This is a genomic window from Mesorhizobium sp. LMG17149 (genome assembly GCF_024518695.1).
Classification (GTDB): Bacteria; Pseudomonadota; Alphaproteobacteria; order Rhizobiales; family Rhizobiaceae; genus Mesorhizobium.
In genome coordinates this window covers 273,592-290,354 of sequence record NZ_JANIFL010000005.1, presented here as the reverse complement: position 1 = coordinate 290,354, position 16,763 = coordinate 273,592, and the positions used below count along the sequence as shown (strand labels likewise).

The following is a 16,763-nucleotide window of genomic DNA, read 5'->3' as shown; positions in this document are numbered from 1 at the left end:
TGGCCCATGCTTTAGGATCGGTTTGGGCCGAAGGATCGAGGCCCTGTCACGGATCGATGAAAGGACATCGCATGGCAACCAGGGACGCATTCGGCCTGGCGCTTTCGGGCGCGACGGCGGCGGGATCCACCCCCTACAGCCAGGCGGTGCGTGAACTGCAGTGCTTCATCGGCGACCCCGTAGCCTCCGTCGACCGCGCCATCGCGGAAGATCCCGGCTTCGTCATGGCGCATGTCTTCAAGGGCTATCTGTTCGGCCTCGCCACCGAGCGGGAGGCGACAGCGGTGGCCAAGGCTTGCCATGAGGCGTCACTGCCGCTTGCCGCGACCACGCGCGAGCGGGCGCATGTCACAGCCCTGGGTCATCTCGCCAACGGACGCTGGCATCAAGCCAGCCGCATTCTCGAGGACATCACCATCGAGACCCCGCGCGACGGGCTGGCGCTGCAGGTCGGCCACCAGATCGATTTCTTCACCGGCAATGCACGCATGCTGCGCGACCGCATCGCACGCGCCCTGCCGTCCTGGCAAAGCGGCATGCCCGGCTACCACGCCATGCTCGGCATGCACGCCTTCGGGCTGGAGGAAATGGGTGACTATGTCAGGGCCGAGCAGCTTGGCCGCGCGGCGGTCGACATCGAGCCGCGCGACGGCTGGGCGCAGCATGCCGTCGCCCATGTTATGGAGATGCAGAGCCGGCAAAGGGATGGCATCGCCTGGATGCTGACCAAGCCGGAAGCGTGGACAAGGGAGAGTTTCCTGCAGGTCCACAATTGGTGGCACCTGGCGCTGTTCCACTATGATCTCGGCGAGACCGACGCGGTGCTGGCCCTCTATGACGGCCCCATCTACAGCGTGCAATCGACGATGGCGCTCAACATGGTCGATGCCTCGGCAGTCCTGTGGCGGCTCGCCCTCGGCGGCGTCGATGTCGGCGACCGCTGGGCGGCGCTCGCCGCCAATTGGCATAAGGCCGGCGCCGGCAATTATGCCTTCAACGATGCCCACGCGATGATGGCCTTTGTCGGTGCAGGGTTAGATGCGCCGGCCCTCGCTTTGCTTGAGGCTCAGCGCGAGGCCATGCGTGGCAGCGACGACAATGCGGCTTTCACGCGGGATGTCGGCCATCCGCTGACGCTCGCCATCAAGGCATTCGGTGAGGGCAATTACGCCGAGACCGTGCGCCTGATCCGGCCGATCCGATCGATCTCCCATCGCTTCGGCGGCAGCCACGCCCAGCGCGATGTTATCGACCTGACGCTGATCGAGGCAGCGTTGCGCGCCGGTGACGGTGCGCTGGCCAGGGCGCTCACGGCCGAGCGTTCGATGGCGCGGCCCGACAGTCCGCTGTCAGCGCTGTTTGTGCGACGCGCCGCCGATTTGTCGGAGAATTGACCCGAAGCGGATCTTGTTTTAAAAACTGGCCAAGTCAGATTTTTTCGAGACCCGAAAAAATTAACTGGCGTGGGAGGAAGACATGTATCTGGGCCTCGATCTCGGAACGTCGGGCGTCAAGGCGCTGCTGATCGATGCCGGGCAAACCGTCATCGGTTCCGGCCATGGTTCGCTTGATGTTTCACGGCCGCATCCCGGCTGGTCGGAACAGAATCCCGAGCACTGGATCCGGGCCTGCGAAGACGCAATTGCCGAGCTCAAATCCTCCCATCCGGATGAACTCGCGGCAGTCAAGGGCATTGGCCTGTCCGGGCAGATGCATGGCGCCACGCTGCTCGACGCCGCCGACAAGGTGCTGCGTCCCTGCATCCTGTGGAACGACACGCGCAGCCATGCCGAGGCGGCTGTCCTCGATGCCGATCCGCGCTTCCGCGCTCTGACCGGCAACATCGTCTTTCCCGGTTTCACCGCGCCGAAACTTGCCTGGGTGAAAAACAACGAACCCGCTCTCTTCGCCAAGGTCGCAAAAGTGCTGCTGCCCAAGGATTTCCTGCGGCTCTGGCTTTCGGGCGAACACATTTCGGAGATGTCGGATTCTGCCGGTACCTCCTGGCTCGATGTCGGCAACCGGCGCTGGAGTACGGACCTGCTCGCAGCGACGTCGCTCGACGAGGAGCAGATGCCGTCGCTGGTCGAGGGTACGCACAAGGCAGGCGCACTGCGCAGTGAATTGGCCTCGAAATGGGGCGTCCAGGCCGGCATTCCAATCGCCGGCGGCGCCGGCGACAATGCGGCCTCGGCCTGCGGCATGGGCACGGTCGGCGCCGGCCACGCTTTCGTCTCGCTCGGCACATCGGGCGTGCTGTTTGCCGCCAACGCTTCCTACCTGCCCAACCCGGCTAGCGCGGTTCACACCTTCTGCCACGCCCTGCCGAACACCTGGCACCAGATGGGGGTCATCCTGTCGGCGACGGATTCGCTCAACTGGCTGTCCGAAATCACCGGGAAGAGCGCCGGCGAATTGACCACTGAGCTGGGCGACACATTGAAGGCGCCGAGCGGCGTGTCCTTCCTGCCTTATCTCTCGGGTGAGCGCACACCCTACAATGATGCCGCCATTCGCGGCGCGTTCGCCGGGCTGGCGCATGAATCGAGCCGTGCCGTGCTGACCCAGGCCGTGCTGGAGGGTGTAGCCTTTGCCTTCCGCGACAGCCTCGAAGCCCTGGCGAAAGCCGGCACGAGTTTGACGCGGGTGACGGCGATCGGCGGCGGCTCGCGCTCGCACTACTGGCTGAAGGCGATTGCCACCGCGCTTCAACTGCCTGTCGACATTCCCGCCGACGGCGATTTCGGCGCCGCCTTTGGTGCCGCACGGCTCGGCCTGGTCGCGGCGACGGGTGCCGATCCGCTTGAAATCTGTACGGCACCGAGGACGGATGCGACGATCGAACCGGACGCGGCGCTTGGCGGGGTCTATGCCGACGCCTATCAGCGCTACCGGGCGCTGTACCCAGCAATCAGGGCTGTAACCGCGTGAGTCAGTGCGAGGCGCCCCCCTCTGCCCTGCCGGGCATCTCCCCCTCTAGGGGGGAGATCGGCAGCGTTGACGGCTTTACTCGTCTTGCAAGGTTGATAATTAGCGAAGGCGGGAAAGACAGCCAATCTCCCCCCTTGAGGGGGAGATGGCCGGCAGGCCAGAGGGGGGCAGGCCAGAGGGGGGCGCTTCGCACCCGCCTCGCCCAGAAGTCCTTACTGCGCAGGCACCTTGTCGAGAAAGCCGGTGACGCTCTTCAGGCGGCCGTTCTCAATGATTCCGATGTCGGTACCTTCGATCACCGATGGCGTCCCCTCAGGCCCGAGATTCCACGAGAAGCGGATCTTGTCGGCAAAACCGTCCGGCGTGCCCTTCAGCGAGAACCGGAAGCCGGCAAAGCGCTGCTGCACGCCGTCGATCAGAGCCGCGACGCCTTCATGGCCGTCGCCCTGCATGAGCGGATCACGATAGCTGACGTCTTCCGTGAAGGTCGCCTTGAGCAATTCGGTCCGGCGGACGGCATCGCTTTCGTTCCAGGCGGTGATGTAGTTTTCAGCGATCTTGGTGAGGTCGGTCATGGTCTGTCTCCTTCATTTGACGGTTTTGACATGACCCTTTTCAACCGGCGCTGGCCTGAAACCAATTACGCCTGAGGTAATGGCGGCAGAACTTTGTGAGAGGACAGAAATCATGAGCAGCGGATTTTTCGGCGACATCAAGAAAATCAAATATGAAGGGCCGGATTCGACCAATCCGCTGGCCTATAGGTTCTACAATCCCGACGAGCTCGTCGCCGGCAAACGGCTGGAAGACCATCTGCGCTTCGCCGTCGCCTACTGGCACTCCTTTGCCTGGCCGGGCGGCGATCCGTTCGGCGGCCAGACCTTCGACCGGCCGTGGTTCCCCAAGGCAGGTGGCACCGACACGATGGAACTGGCAAAGCTGAAAGCGGACGTCGCCTTCGAGATGTTCTCGCTGCTCGGCGCGCCCTATTTCTGCTTCCACGACGCCGATGTGCGGCCGGAAGGCAAGGATTTTTCCGAAAGTGCCGCGCGCCTCGACGAGATCGCCGATTACTTCGCGGGGAAGATGAAGCAGACCGGCGTCAAGCTGCTTTGGGGCACCGCCAATCTGTTCTCCAATCGCCGCTTCATGTCGGGGGCGGCCACCAATCCCGATCCGGATGTCTTTGCCTACGCGGCGGCGACGGTAAAAAGCTGCATCGACGTCACCAAGCGGCTGAAGGGCGAAAACTACGTGCTGTGGGGCGGGCGCGAAGGCTATGAGACGCTGCTCAACACCGACCTCGCGCGCGAGCAGGAACAGGCCGGCCGGTTCCTCAGCATGGTCGTCGACTACAAGCACAAGATCGGTTTCAAGGGCACGATCCTGATCGAGCCGAAGCCGCAGGAGCCGACCAAGCATCAGTACGATTACGATGTCGCCACGGTCTACGGCTTCCTCAAGCGCTTCGGGCTGGAGAAGGAGGTCAAGGTCAATATCGAGCAGGGCCACGCCATCCTGGCCGGCCATTCCTTCGAGCACGAACTGGCTCTGGCCAATGCGCTCGGCATTTTCGGTTCGATCGATATGAACCGCAACGACTATCAGTCGGGATGGGACACCGACCAGTTCCCCAACAACGTGCCGGAAATGGCACTGGCCTACTACCAGGTCCTGCAGGCCGGCGGCTTCAAGACCGGCGGCACCAATTTCGACGCCAAGCTGCGCCGCCAGTCGCTCGATCCGCAGGACCTGCTGATCGGCCATATCGGCGGCATGGACTCTTGCGCACGTGGCCTGAAAGCCGCGGCCCGCATGGTTGAAGACAAGGCGCTATCGGCGCCGCTGGCCGAACGTTATGCCGGCTGGAACACGGCCGAGGGCAAGGCGATGCTCGCCGGCAAGCGCACGCTTGAGGATATCGCCGAGCGTGTCGTCAAGAAGAAGATCGAGCCGCAGCCGAGGTCCGGCCGCCAGGAACTGCTGGAAAATATCGTCAACCGCTACGTGTAAGGCGCGCGCCGCTCCATCTCTGGACCGACATCCGGCACCACTGGCTGAAAGCCGCCGCCATCGCTATCTGCTAGTCAGCCCACTTCGCGAGAGGCTGCCGAGGATCGCACAGATCTTCGGCAGCCAGCGTGAGATCAAGATGCCACGCGTGTCGCCGAAAGAGAGCCCGTGCGGCAGCCTTTATTTTTATGCATGTCGTCATCCCAAAACCGCTGGCACTTTTGGGCGACATGCATTGGCGGGAGACGGAAAATGGCAGAGGATCGAATCATCGTGCGCCCGGCGCAGGCGAGCGATATTCCGGCGTTGAAGCAGGTGCTGCAGGAAACGTTCGAAGGCACATGGCTGCCGAACATCACCGAAGCAGCGGCGCGGCGCTATGTCGAGACGGATATTGGCGGGCGCTATGTCGACCGGAGCTGGCCTGAGTTCGCCGTTGCCGAGATCGATGGCGAGGTCGCCGGCCTGATCCATTGGCGCGCCGATTTCATCGAGGCCCTGCACGTCATGGCATCCCGTCAAGGCCAAGGTGTCGGCCGCAAGCTGCTCTCCCATGCCGAACAGGCAATCGGCACCGCCGGGTTGGCGCAGGCGCGGCTGGAAACCGACACGTTCAACCTGCCGGCACAAGCCCTCTACAAGGCGGTCGGCTATGTCGAGAAAAACCGCTATCCAGACGACGAATGGGACAGTGGCTTTACCACGGTGCTGTTCGAAAAGCGGCTGTAGATCTCTCCTTGACCTGACCTGCCAAGGCGCAGGAACAGCTTTGCGCATGGCCCGGTCCCGCGACACGGTTTTGCCCTTCGACGCCCTTCAATGACCTCGCTCTTGCCTTCAAACAGCCGTCACGAATCTCGTATAAGACTGGCTTGTGGCGGGAGAGGAAGAAGGAGGCGAACCGATATGCAGAACGAACGTGAAATCGACGCCCTGCTCTCACCTGGCGAGGCTGGATCGATCATCGACCGGCTGATGGCGATGCCGAGGAAAACGGACGACGCCAAGATTTCGAATGAATGGGATCGCGCCGTGGCCAGCCGTTTCGAGACCCATCTGGCCAGACAGATGCGCTCGCAAATCGACGGCGACCGCCAGAACGCGGCCTGATCGCGCGTTGAAACCTACCCCCTCCGCAACCTGACCGGCGCTTCGCCGAAAGTCCTTGAAAACGCCCTCGAAAATGCCGCGGCGGACGAGAACCCGGTCCGCCCGGCAATGTCGGCCATGGCAACCCTTGTATCAATCACCAGCCGGCGCGCGGCACCGAGGCGCAGCCTGAGGTAATAGGCGCCCGGCGTCTCGCCGATCGATTTGCGAAAGATGCTCTCCAGGGTTCGCGCCGTCACGCCGGTGCGCTTGGCCACCGCTTCGATGGTCAGCGGCTGGTCTACATGCGATTCCATCAGCCGGATGGCTTGCGCAAGGCGCGGGTCGTAGCCATCGAGCCGGCCGAGCGAGACCAGCGGCTGTGCGTCGGTGGCGGCGCGCGCCTGGTCGTAGATGAAGACGCTGGCGACATCGAGCGCGACGGCCATGCCGAGCCGCGTGCGGATGAGATGCAGCATCAGGTCGAAGGTCGGTGACGCGCCACCCGACGTGAACACCGGCCCGTCGATGACATAGCGGTCAGGGCGGACATCGACGCCGGGGAAGGACGATGAAAAATCCTCCATGTCCTCCCAGTGGGTGGTGGCACTGCGCCCTTCCAGCAGGCCCGCGCGTGCGACCAGCCAGGTGCCCGCCTCGACGCCGCCGCAAGCACGCGCCGTGCGTGCGGCCCGGCGCAGGCCCGACAACAGAGCCGAGGTTGCATAGTTCTGGGTGCCGAAGCCAGCGACGACGACCAGAACGTCGGACGGCTCGGCCGCGTCGAAACGGCCGCTGACCGCCACCGGCAGGCCGCATGTGGTGACCGGAGCCTCGCCGGTCACCGAGACCAGCCTGAAATCGAACAGGGTCTCGCCGGAGATACGGTTGGCGGCGCGCAGCGGATCGACGGCAGATGCGACGCACATGATGGACGAGCCGGAAAACACCAGCAGCGTCACCTTGAGCGGCAGACGCTCGGCGCGAAAGATCGTTGGTTTTTCGCTTTTCGTCATGGAAGCTTCGTAAAACGCAAAACAGTTTCCGGCAAGTCGGGCATTGTTGATTAGTCTTTGTGCATGTCGTTATCCCAAAACCGGTTCCACTTTTGGGCGACATGCATAGTGTTTCTATCGGAGGAGAGTTTCATGCCGCTTGCGATGAACCGTGAGGTTTTCATTACCTGTGCCGTGACCGGGTCCGGCGGGTCGCAGGACCGCAGCCCTCATGTGCCGCGCTCGCCAAAGCAGATCGCCGATTCGGCCATCGACGCGGCCAAGGCTGGCGCCGCAATCGTGCACTGCCACGTCCGCGATCCCGAGACCGGCAAGCCCAGGCGCGATGTGCATCTCTACCGCGAAGTGACCGAGCGCATCCGCGAGGCCAATGTCGACGTCGTGCTGAACCTGACCGCCGGCATGGGCGGCGACATGGTGTTCGGATCGCCGGAAGCGCCGTTGCCGCTCAACGAAAAAGGCACCGACATGGGCGGCGCCACCAACCGCATGGAACATGTGCGCCAATGCCTGCCGGAAATCTGCACGCTCGACTGCGGCACCATGAATTTCGCCGAGGCCGACTATGTCATGACCAACACGCCAGGCATGCTTCGCGCCATGGGCGGCATGATGACGGCGCTTGGCGTCAAGCCGGAGATCGAGGCCTTCGACACTGGCCATTTGTGGTTCGCCAAGCAGCTGGTCGAGGAAAAGGTGCTCAACCCCGATGCGCTGGTGCAGCTCTGCATGGGCGTGCCGTGGGGGGCGCCGGACGACCTCAACACCTTCATGGCCATGGTCAACAATGTGCCGTCGACCTGGAACTGGTCGGCCTTTGCCATCGGCCGCAACCAGATGGCCTATGCTGCTGCGGCGGTGCTGGCCGGCGGCAATGTCCGCGTCGGTCTCGAAGACAATCTCTGGCTCGACAAGGGCGTACTGGCGACCAATGCGCAATTGGTCGAGCGCGCCGCCAGCATCGTCACCAATCTCGGCGCCAGGATCCTTGGGCCGGAAGAGGTACGGCAGAAGCTCAACCTCACCAAGCGGGCGCCGATCGCGGCATAAATTATTCGTCGGGAGGTCGGCATGACTACCGTAAAATTCACCGCAATGAAGGATGGCGACCGGGACGACTACGAGTTCCTGACCGCGCATGAGATCGATTATGCCGCCAGGACCGGCGAGCGGCTGCTCGATGCGCTGGTGCAGCTCGACGCGGGCCTATCGGGCTACAAGATCACCCGGCTCGGCCATTCGCTGCAGGCGGCGACGCGTGCCTGGCGCGACGGCGCCGACACCGACTGGATCGCCTGCGCGCTACTGCACGACATCGGCGACATCTACGCGCCATACAATCACGACGAATATGCCGCTTCGATCCTGAAACCCTTCGTGCGCGAACAATGCACTTGGGTGGTGGAGAAACATGGCGACTTCCAGCGGCTCTACTATGCCCATCACCTCGGCGGTAACCGCCATGCGCGCGACCGCTTTGCCGGCCACGCCTATTTCGACGATTGCGACCAGTTTTGCGAACGCTGGGACCAGTCCAGCTTCGACCCCGATTATGACACGCTGCCGATCGAATTCTTCCGGCCCTTCGTCCTCGAAGTCTTCGCCCGCAAGGCATACGACCCGTCCGTGATCCGCGCCGGCGAACGCGTGCCGCTCATAGATCCCACAACCGCCATGACCAGAACCGGAGCTTCCGCATGAGCATCATCAACAAGGCAGCCGCCATCGGTGGCGGCGTCATCGGCGCCGGCTGGGTGGCGCGGCTGCTGCTCAACGGCATCGACGTGTCGATCTTCGATCCCGATCCCGAGGCGTCGCGCAAGGTCGGCGAAGTGATGAAGGGCGCGCGCCGCGCCTACAAGCAGATGGTACCCGGCGGTTTGCCGAAAGAGGGCAAGCTGACCTTTGCCAAGACCATCGCCGAGGCAGTGGCCGATGCCGATTTCATTCAGGAAAGCGTGCCGGAACGGCTCGACCTCAAGCACCGGGTGCTCGCCGAGATCGATACCCACGCGCCGGCCAATGCGATTGTCGGTTCCTCGACCTCCGGCATCAAGCCAACCGACATGCAGGTGGCGATGAAGAAGCATCCGGAGCGGCTGGTCGTCGGCCATCCGTTCAACCCGGTCTATCTCCTGCCGCTGGTCGAGATCGTGGGCGGCGAGCAGACCTTTCCCGAGGCGATCGAGGTCGCCAAGGAGATGTATGCCTCGATCGGCATGAAGCCGGTCGTCATCCGCAAGGAGATCGAGGCCTTCGTCGGCGACCGCCTGCTCGAAGCGGCATGGCGCGAGGCGCTGTGGCTGATCAAGGACGGCATCTGCACGGTCGAGGAACTCGACGACATCATGCGCTATGGCTTCGGCCTGCGCTGGGCGCAGATGGGCATGTTCCAGGTCTATCGCGTCGCCGGTGGCGAGGCCGGCATGCGCCACTTCATGGCGCAGTTCGGGCCCTGCCTGAAATGGCCATGGACCAAGCTGATGGATGTGCCGGAGTTCAACGACGAACTGGTCGACCTGATCGCCACGCAGTCGGACGACCAGGCGCATGGGCTGTCGATCCGCGAGCTGGAAAAAATCCGCGACGACAATCTGGTCGCCATCATGGATGCGCTGTCGAAGCAGAACAAAGGCAAGGGCTGGGGCGCCGGCGCCCTGCACAAGGACTATACCAGGCAGCTGGCCAAGCTGGCGGCGAAGAAGCCCACGGCCTCCAAGGCTGCCGAGAAGGCCAAAGCCTTGAAACCGGTCAAGAAAGCCGAAAAGCCGAAGAAAAAGCCCGGCAAGAAGAAAGGCTGAGAGCATGGATTTCGGGCTGTCGGAGGAACAGAGGCTCATCATCGAGACGACGCGTGCGTTCGTCGAGAACGAGCTTTACCCGCATGAGCGCGAGGTCGAGCGCACCGGCGTGCTGCGCCGCGACCTGATCGAGGAGATCAAGGTCAAGGCGATCGAAGCCGGGCTCTATGCCGCCAACATGCCGGCCGATGTCGGCGGTGCTGGCCTCGATACGGTGACTTGGCTGCTCTACGAAAAGGAGCTTGGCCGCGCCAATTACGCGCTGCACTGGACCTGCGTGGCGCGGCCCTCCAACATCCTCCTGGCCGGCACGCCAGAGCAGCGCGAGAAATATCTGTTCCCCTGCATCCGCGGCGAGAAATGGGACTGCCTGGCGATGACCGAGCCGGGCGCAGGCTCCGATTTGCGCGGCATGAAGGCGACCGCCGTACAGGACGGCGACGACTGGGTGCTGAACGGCACCAAGCATTTTATCTCCCACGCCGACCTCGCCGACTTTGCCATCGTTTTCATGGCCTCAGGCGAAGAGGATTCGCCGCGCGGCAGGCGCAAGAAGATCACCGCATTCTTCGTCGACAAAGGGACGAAGGGCTTCACCGTCCGCGATGGCTACCGCAACGTCTCGCATCGCGGCTACACCAACGCCATCCTCGAATTCGACGATTGCCGGCTTCCCGCCGCCCAAGTGTTGGGCGAAGTCCACAAGGGGTTCGACGTCGCCAATTCATGGCTCGGCGCCACCCGGCTGCAGGTCGGCGCCACCTGCCTCGGCCGCGCCGAGCGGGCGCTTGGCCATGCCATCGAGTATGCCGCGCAGCGCCAGCAGTTCGGCCAGCAGATCGGCAAGTTCCAGGGCGTATCGTTCAAGCTTGCCGACATGGCGACCGAATTGAAGGCCGCCGACCTGATGGTGTTCGAAGCCGGCTGGAAGTACGATCAGGGCACTGTCACCGACCAGGACATGGCCATGGCCAAGCTGAAGGCCACCGAGATGCTTGCATACGTTGCCGATGAGGCGATCCAGATTCATGGCGGCATGGGACTGATGGACGATCTACCGCTGGAGCGCATCTGGCGCGACGCGCGCGTCGAGCGCATCTGGGAAGGCACGTCAGAGATCCAGCGCCACATTATTTCAAGGGCGCTGCTGCGTCCGTTCGGGGCATAACATATGCATAAACTTGAGCGTCTCCTGCGGCCGAAATCGATCGCCGTCTTCGGCGGTGCGCAGGCCGCGGCCGTCGTCGCGCAATCGATCAAGATGGGCTTTGCCGGCGAGATCTGGCCGGTGCATCCGACCAAGGACGAGGTCGCGGGCCGCAAGGCCTATCGTTCGGTCGCCGATTTGCCTGACGCGCCGGACGCCGCCTTTGTCGGCGTCAACCGGCATTTGACCATCGAGGTGATCAAGGCGCTGGCCGAGCGCGGCGCCGGCGGCGCCGTCTGCTTTGCCGCCGGCTTCCTTGAGACCGAGGCCTACGACGACGACGGCGAGCGGCTGCAGGCCGAGCTGGTTGCGGCAGCCGGCTCGATGCCGATCATCGGGCCGAATTGCTACGGCCTGATCAATTATGCCGACGGCGCGCTTTTGTGGCCCGACCAGCATGGCGGCATAAGACTGGCCGAGGGCGGCAAGGGCGTCGCCATCATCACCCAGTCCTCCAACATCGCCATCAACATGACGATGCAAAGGCGCGGCCTGCCGATCGCTTTCCTGATGACCGCCGGCAACCAGGCGCAGACCGGGCTGTCCGAAATGGCGCTTGGCCTGATCGAGGACGAGCGGGTCACGTCGCTCGGCCTGCACATCGAGGCTTTCGATTCGGTAGCCGGCTTCGAGCGGCTGGCAGCACGGGCGCGCGAGCTGAAAAAGCCGATCATCGCCATGAAGGTCGGCCGTTCCGAACAGGCCAGGCAGGCGACCGTCTCGCATACCGCGTCGCTGGCCGGCTCGGATGCGGCCTCGGGTGCGTTCCTGCGGCGGCTCGGCATTGCGCGTGTCGATTCGATTCCCGCCTTCATCGAAGCGCTGAAGCTGCTGCACATCACCGGACCTTTGCCCGGCTATAGGCTGTCGTCGATGAGCTGCTCCGGCGGCGAGGCCTCTGTCATGGCCGACAGCGCCGAAGGGCGCTGGGTCAATTTCCCTGTGCTGACCGACAGCCACCGCGCCCATGTCAAATCGACGCTCGGGCCGCTGGTCGCGGTCGCCAATCCCTTGGACTATCACACCTTCATCTGGAACAACGAGCCGGCGATGACCGCCACCTTCACCGCAATGGTGTCGGGCGGCTTCGACCTCAACATGCTGGTGCTGGATTTTCCGCGACCTGATCGTTGTTCGGTCACCGATTGGTGGGCGACGCTGCGCGCCTTCGAATCGGCGCTGAAGACCAACAAGGCGCATGGCGCGATCGTCTCGTCGCTGCCGGAAAACCTGCCGGAGGAGTACACCGCCGAACTGATGGCGCGCGGCATGGTGCCGTTGTTCGGCATTTCGGAAGCCATGGATGCCGCCGGGGCGGCGGCCTTCATCGGTTGGGCTTGGGCCGAACCACAGGCGCAGCCGATCGACACTTCTGCTGCCGGTGCGCCTCGTGGCGACCATGTCACGCCCGACGAGGCCGAAGCAAAATCGCGGCTGATCAAGGCCGGCCTGCCTGTGCCGAAGGGCGAACGCGCCGCCAATGCGGTCGAGGCGGTGATCTCTTCCATGGCGCTTGGCTTCCCGGTGGCGCTGAAGGCGCTCGGCGTCAGCCACAAATCCGAAGTTGGCGCCGTCAGGCTCAACCTCAGGGATGCCGAATCCGTCAGCACCGCGGCGCATGACCTGTTGCCGCTCGGCACCGGGCTCTATGTCGAGCGCATGGTGCGCGACGGTGTCGCGGAACTGATCGTCGGCTTCACCCGCGACCCGATGTTCGGCGCGGTGATGACCTTGGGCACCGGCGGCGTGCTGGTCGAACTGTTGCGCGACAGCGTCACGCTGATGCTGCCGGCAACCCGCGACGACATCGAGGCGGCATTGCGCGGCCTGAAACTGTTCCCGCTGCTCGAAGGCTATCGCGGCCGGCCGAAAGCCGATGTCGCGGCCGCCATCGATGCCATCTCGGGCATTGCCGGCTTCGTGCAGGAGAATGCCGGCGAGATCGAGGAACTCGACATCAACCCGCTGATCGTCTGTGCAGAGGGCAAGGGCGCCTGGATCGCCGACGCGCTGCTGGTGCTGGGAGAGAACAAGAATGTCTGACGTCATTTCTACCCGCCGCGAGGGCCCGATCCTCGAAGTCACCCTCGACCGGCCCAAGGCCAACGCCATCGACCTGAAGACCTCGCGGCTGATGGGCGAGACCTTCAAGGCGTTCCGCGACGATCCGGAATTGCGCGTGGCCATCGTCAAGACCGCCGGCGACAAGTTCTTCTGTGCCGGCTGGGACCTCAAAGCCGCTGCCGGCGGCGATGCCGTCGATGGCGACTATGGCGTCGGCGGCTTTGCCGGGCTGCAAGAATTGCGCGACCTCAACAAGCCGGTGATCGCTTGCGTCAACGGCATGGCGGTCGGCGGCGGCTTCGAGCTGGCGCTGTCCTGCGACCTCATCTACGCCTCCGATCATTCCTCCTTCGCGCTCCCCGAAATCCGCGCCGGCACGCTGGCCGACGCGGCAACGATCAAACTGCCGAAGCGCATCCCCTACCATGTCGCCATGGACCTTCTGCTGACCGGCCGCTGGATGGATGTGGCCGAGGCGCATCGCTGGGGCCTGGTCAACGAAGTGCTGCCCAAGGAGAAGCTCGAGGACCGTGTCTGGGAGATCGCCCGGCTGCTCGCAGGCGGCCCGCCGCTGGTCTTTGCAGCGATCAAGGAGACCGCGCGTGTGGCCGAGGCGCTGACCTTCCAGGACGCCATGAACAAGGTGACCCGCCGCCAGCTGCCGACGGTCGATGCCCTCTACGGCTCCGAGGATGGCATGGAGGGTTTTCGCGCTTTTGCGGAGAAGCGTGAGCCGGTTTGGAAGGGGAAGTAGTGGATACCGCCGGAACGATGGCGCTTACCCCCCTCTGGCCTGCCGGCCATCTCCCCCTCAAGGGGGGAGATTGGCAGCTTCGATCTCTGCACTCTTCTTGCGACGCAGAAGGTTGGCGAAAGTCTTCGCAACATCCGATCTCCCCCCTTGAGGGGGAGATGTCCGGCAGGACAGAGGGGGGCGCCCTGGCTCAGCCTTGGGCGCCTTTCCAGCACCCATGACCGATTACAAAATCCTCATCGACGCCGAGACCTGGGCGTTCATAGAGCGGACCAATTCCTACTATCCGCCCGACACGATCGATTACACGATCGCGCAGCAGCGCGGGATCTATGACCGCATGTGCCGCGAATTCTTTGCCGGCTATCCCGAAGGCGTGGCGGTCGAAACCTCAGCCATTGCGACGCCCACGCACGACATCCCGATCCGCACCTACCGAAGCACACACAAAGCTGCGGTGACGGTGCTCTATGTCCATGGCGGCGGCTTCATCCTCGGTGGGCTGGACAGCCACGACGATGTCTGCGCCGAGCTCTGTGCCCGCACCGGCTATGAGGTGGTCTCGGTCGATTATCGGCTGGCGCCGGAGCATCTGCATCCGGCGGCCTTCGACGATGCGATGAGCGCCTTCGAATGGGCCGCCGCCAATCGCGATCATCCTATCGTGCTGTGCGGCGACAGCGCCGGCGGCAATCTCTGCGCCGCCGTCAGTCACGCCACGCGTGACCGTTCGAAAAGGCCGTTTGGCCAGGTGCTGATCTATCCCGGCCTCGGCGGAGACCGCGCGAAAGGCTCCTATGTCAAGCACGCCGAAGCGCCAATGCTGACCGTGCGCGATCTCGAATTCTACAAGCATATCCGCACCGGCGGCGTTGATAGGACCGGGGACATCACGCTGTCGCCGCTCGCCGACACCGACTTCTCCAACCTGCCGCCGACTGTGCTGATCACCGCTGAGTGCGACCCGTTGTCGTCGGATGGTGAGGCCTATCACGACCTGGTCGTGGCGGCGGGCGGACGCGCAACCTGGTTCGAGGAAACGGGGCTGGTGCATGGTTATCTCCGAGGCCGGCACACGGTCGGCCGCGCCCGCGCAAGCTTCACCCGGATCGTCGATGCGGTGACCGCGCTTGGACAGGGCGATTGGCGCTGGTGATCGCGGCTGGACTCTGAGGACCGACCGGCCCCGGCTCATCCCACCGAAGCGGCCGCCGCACGGCCGGCGCTGCGGCCGGAAAAGATGCAGCCGCCGAGGAAGGTGCCCTCAAGCGCCGCATAACCATGCACACCGCCGCCGCCAAAACCGGCGGCTTCGCCGACGGCGTAGAGTCCCGCAACCGGCTGGCCATCGGCACCCAGCACGCGGCTGTCGAGATCGGTCTGCAGGCCGCCCAGCGTCTTGCGGGTCAGGATGTTGAGGCGCACCGCTATCAGCGGGCCGTTTGCCGGATCGAGCATCTTGTGCGGCTTGGCCGTGCGGATCAGCCGGTCGCCGAGATAGGCGCGCGCCCCGCGCAGAGCGGTGATTTGCATGTCCTTGGAGAACGGGTTGTCGAGCTGCCGGTCGCGGGCGCGCATTTCGCGCTCGACCTGGGCTACCTCAAGAAGCGGCTCGCCGCCGGCAAGCGCGTTCATGCGCGCGACCAGCGTCGGCAAGTCGGCCTCGACGATGAAATCCTCGCCCTTCTCCATGAACGCCTTGACCGGACCCGGAATGCCCGATGTGGCGCGGCCGAGCACCTGGCGCCAGCTCTTGCCGGTCAAATCGGGGTTCTGCTCGGAGCCCGACAGCGCGAACTCCTTCTGGATGATCTTTTTGGTCAGGATGAACCAGGAATAATCGAAGCCGGTGCTCATGATGTGGGAGAGCGTGCCCAGCGTGTCGAAACCGGGATAGAGCGGCACCGGCAGGCGCTTGCCGCGCGCATCGAGCCACAGCGATGACGGGCCGGGCAGGATGCGGATCGCATGATCGGTCCAGACCGGGGCCCAATTCTTGATGCCCTCGACATAGTGCCACATGCGGTCACGGTTGATGATCGAACCGCCGGCCCGTTCCGTGATCGCCAGCATGCGGCCGTCGACATGATCGGGCACGCCGGTGATCATGCGCTTCGGTGCGGCGCCCAGCCGTTTGGGCCAATTCTCCCGCACCAGTTGATGGTTGGCGCCGATGCCGCCGGAGGCGACGATCACCGCTTGCGCGTGAAGCTCGAAATCGCCTGATATTTCGCGCGAACTCTTGTGGCCGCGCTCGACAGCGCTGGGCTGCAGGATGTCGCCACGCACACCGGTCACAACAGCACCCGTCCGCGTCAGTTCATTGACGCGGTGGCGGAATTTGAAACTGATCAATCCGCGCTTTTGGGCCTCGCGCACGCGCTGGGCGAACGGTTCGAGCACACCGGGGCCGGTGCCCCAGGTAATGTGAAAGCGCGGCACCGAATTGCCGTGGCCGATTGCATTGCCGCCGCCCCGCTCGGCCCAGCCGACCACAGGAAAGAATTTCAGGCCGCGCTGCATCAGCCAGGAGCGTTTCTCGCCGGCGGCGAAGCCGACATAGGCTTCCGCCCATTTGCGCGGCCAGAAATCCTCCGGCCGATCGAAAGCCGCGGTGCCCAGCCAGTCTTCCAACGCCAGGTCATGCGAATCGCGGATGCGCATGCGCCGCTGCTCGGGCGAATTGACGAGGAAAAGGCCGCCGAACGACCAGAACGCCTGACCGCCCAGCGACTGCTCCGGCTCCTGGTCGACAATGATGATTTTCTTGCCGGCCTCGGCAAGCTCGGCGGCGGCAACCAGCCCTGCAAGACCGGCGCCGACAATGATCACGTCCGCATCGTCAGCCATCTTTCCTCCCAGAATTAGCCGGCTACTTCAATGCAAGG

At 64.1% G+C, this 16,763-nt stretch carries 15 protein-coding genes; 12 read left to right on the top strand and 3 right to left on the bottom strand.

What is annotated here, in order from left to right; genetic code table 11:
- Window positions 1-71: 71 nt before the first annotated feature.
- Together NP945_RS13535 and xylB are read left to right on the top strand one after the other, a co-directional pair.
- Window positions 72-1,394 (top strand): tetratricopeptide repeat protein, encoded by a 1,323-nt coding sequence (locus NP945_RS13535; protein ID WP_256746622.1) that lies wholly within the window; start codon window positions 72-74, stop codon window positions 1,392-1,394.
- An 82-nt stretch (window positions 1,395-1,476) separates the two neighbouring features.
- Window positions 1,477-2,931, top strand: a complete 1,455-nt coding sequence (xylB, locus tag NP945_RS13530) for a xylulokinase (protein ID WP_256746621.1) — start codon at window positions 1,477-1,479, stop codon at window positions 2,929-2,931.
- A 212-nt stretch (window positions 2,932-3,143) separates the two neighbouring features.
- Here the strand turns inward: xylB and NP945_RS13525 are convergent, their stop codons facing one another.
- Complete coding sequence (locus NP945_RS13525) at window positions 3,144-3,506, bottom strand: nuclear transport factor 2 family protein (RefSeq protein WP_127269938.1); 363 nt, start codon at window positions 3,504-3,506, stop codon at window positions 3,144-3,146.
- Between the two features lie 112 nt (window positions 3,507-3,618).
- Here NP945_RS13525 and xylA point away from each other — a divergent pair, with 112 nt between their 5' ends.
- The 3 genes from xylA (at window position 3,619) to NP945_RS13510 (ending at window position 6,054) form a co-directional block, all read left to right on the top strand.
- Complete coding sequence (gene xylA / locus NP945_RS13520; protein ID WP_127380251.1) at window positions 3,619-4,944, top strand: xylose isomerase; 1,326 nt, start codon at window positions 3,619-3,621, stop codon at window positions 4,942-4,944.
- Between the two features lie 252 nt (window positions 4,945-5,196).
- A complete protein-coding gene (locus NP945_RS13515; RefSeq protein ID WP_127322172.1) occupies window positions 5,197-5,673 on the top strand; it encodes a GNAT family N-acetyltransferase in 477 nt (158 codons plus the stop codon).
- 177 nt (window positions 5,674-5,850) lie between these two features.
- On the top strand, window positions 5,851-6,054 hold the full coding sequence (locus tag NP945_RS13510) for a hypothetical protein (protein ID WP_256746620.1): 204 nt from the start codon (window positions 5,851-5,853) through the stop codon (window positions 6,052-6,054).
- A 14-nt stretch (window positions 6,055-6,068) separates the two neighbouring features.
- Here NP945_RS13510 and NP945_RS13505 read toward each other — a convergent pair whose 3' ends face one another.
- Window positions 6,069-7,049 carry a GlxA family transcriptional regulator gene (locus tag NP945_RS13505; protein WP_256746619.1) on the bottom strand — a complete coding sequence of 327 codons (981 nt, stop codon included), beginning with the start codon at window positions 7,047-7,049 and terminating at the stop codon, window positions 6,069-6,071.
- 132 nt (window positions 7,050-7,181) lie between these two features.
- On the opposite strand from NP945_RS13505, the gene NP945_RS13500 reads away from it, so the two are divergent.
- The 7 genes from NP945_RS13500 to NP945_RS13470 all read left to right on the top strand — a co-directional run bounded on the left by NP945_RS13500 (window position 7,182) and on the right by NP945_RS13470 (window position 15,031).
- A complete protein-coding gene (locus NP945_RS13500) occupies window positions 7,182-8,099 on the top strand; it encodes a 3-keto-5-aminohexanoate cleavage protein (protein ID WP_127269383.1) in 918 nt (305 codons plus the stop codon).
- Between the two features lie 21 nt (window positions 8,100-8,120).
- Window positions 8,121-8,750 (top strand): HD domain-containing protein, encoded by a 630-nt coding sequence (locus NP945_RS13495; RefSeq protein ID WP_127269384.1) that lies wholly within the window; start codon window positions 8,121-8,123, stop codon window positions 8,748-8,750.
- Window positions 8,747-9,850, top strand: coding sequence for a carnitine 3-dehydrogenase (locus NP945_RS13490; RefSeq protein ID WP_127269385.1), 1,104 nt, complete (start codon window positions 8,747-8,749; stop codon window positions 9,848-9,850). The genes NP945_RS13495 and NP945_RS13490 overlap by 4 nt, the downstream gene beginning before the upstream one ends.
- A 4-nt stretch (window positions 9,851-9,854) precedes the next feature.
- Complete coding sequence (locus tag NP945_RS13485) at window positions 9,855-11,018, top strand: acyl-CoA dehydrogenase family protein (RefSeq protein ID WP_256746618.1); 1,164 nt, start codon at window positions 9,855-9,857, stop codon at window positions 11,016-11,018.
- A 3-nt stretch (window positions 11,019-11,021) separates the two neighbouring features.
- Window positions 11,022-13,100, top strand: coding sequence for an acetate--CoA ligase family protein (locus NP945_RS13480; protein WP_256746617.1), 2,079 nt, complete (start codon window positions 11,022-11,024; stop codon window positions 13,098-13,100).
- Window positions 13,093-13,875 (top strand): carnitinyl-CoA dehydratase, encoded by a 783-nt coding sequence (locus tag NP945_RS13475; protein ID WP_256746616.1) that lies wholly within the window; start codon window positions 13,093-13,095, stop codon window positions 13,873-13,875. Before NP945_RS13480 ends, NP945_RS13475 begins: the two co-directional genes overlap by 8 nt.
- Window positions 13,876-14,092: 217 nt before the next feature.
- Entirely contained in the window at window positions 14,093-15,031 is a 939-nt protein-coding gene (locus tag NP945_RS13470) for an alpha/beta hydrolase (RefSeq protein ID WP_256746615.1), read from the top strand.
- A gap of 35 nt (window positions 15,032-15,066) precedes the next feature.
- Here the strand turns inward: NP945_RS13470 and NP945_RS13465 are convergent, their stop codons facing one another.
- A complete protein-coding gene (locus NP945_RS13465; protein WP_256746614.1) occupies window positions 15,067-16,725 on the bottom strand; it encodes an FAD-binding dehydrogenase in 1,659 nt (552 codons plus the stop codon).
- Window positions 16,726-16,763: the final 38 nt, after the last annotated feature.

Excerpts from the sequence above, each read along its gene's own strand:
- NP945_RS13535 (WP_256746622.1), top strand. The coding sequence starts at position 72 with ATGGCAACCAGGGACGCATTCGGCCTGGCGCTTTCGGGCGCGACGGCG.
- xylB (WP_256746621.1), top strand. The coding sequence starts at position 1,477 with ATGTATCTGGGCCTCGATCTCGGAACGTCGGGCGTCAAGGCGCTGCTG.
- NP945_RS13525 (WP_127269938.1), bottom strand. The coding sequence starts at position 3,506 with ATGACCGACCTCACCAAGATCGCTGAAAACTACATCACCGCCTGGAAC.
- xylA (WP_127380251.1), top strand. The coding sequence starts at position 3,619 with ATGAGCAGCGGATTTTTCGGCGACATCAAGAAAATCAAATATGAAGGG.
- NP945_RS13515 (WP_127322172.1), top strand. The coding sequence starts at position 5,197 with ATGGCAGAGGATCGAATCATCGTGCGCCCGGCGCAGGCGAGCGATATT.
- NP945_RS13510 (WP_256746620.1), top strand. The coding sequence starts at position 5,851 with ATGCAGAACGAACGTGAAATCGACGCCCTGCTCTCACCTGGCGAGGCT.
- NP945_RS13505 (WP_256746619.1), bottom strand. The coding sequence starts at position 7,049 with ATGACGAAAAGCGAAAAACCAACGATCTTTCGCGCCGAGCGTCTGCCG.
- NP945_RS13500 (WP_127269383.1), top strand. The coding sequence starts at position 7,182 with ATGCCGCTTGCGATGAACCGTGAGGTTTTCATTACCTGTGCCGTGACC.
- NP945_RS13495 (WP_127269384.1), top strand. The coding sequence starts at position 8,121 with ATGACTACCGTAAAATTCACCGCAATGAAGGATGGCGACCGGGACGAC.
- NP945_RS13490 (WP_127269385.1), top strand. The coding sequence starts at position 8,747 with ATGAGCATCATCAACAAGGCAGCCGCCATCGGTGGCGGCGTCATCGGC.
- NP945_RS13485 (WP_256746618.1), top strand. The coding sequence starts at position 9,855 with ATGGATTTCGGGCTGTCGGAGGAACAGAGGCTCATCATCGAGACGACG.
- NP945_RS13480 (WP_256746617.1), top strand. The coding sequence starts at position 11,022 with ATGCATAAACTTGAGCGTCTCCTGCGGCCGAAATCGATCGCCGTCTTC.
- NP945_RS13475 (WP_256746616.1), top strand. The coding sequence starts at position 13,093 with ATGTCTGACGTCATTTCTACCCGCCGCGAGGGCCCGATCCTCGAAGTC.
- NP945_RS13470 (WP_256746615.1), top strand. The coding sequence starts at position 14,093 with ATGACCGATTACAAAATCCTCATCGACGCCGAGACCTGGGCGTTCATA.
- NP945_RS13465 (WP_256746614.1), bottom strand. The coding sequence starts at position 16,725 with ATGGCTGACGATGCGGACGTGATCATTGTCGGCGCCGGTCTTGCAGGG.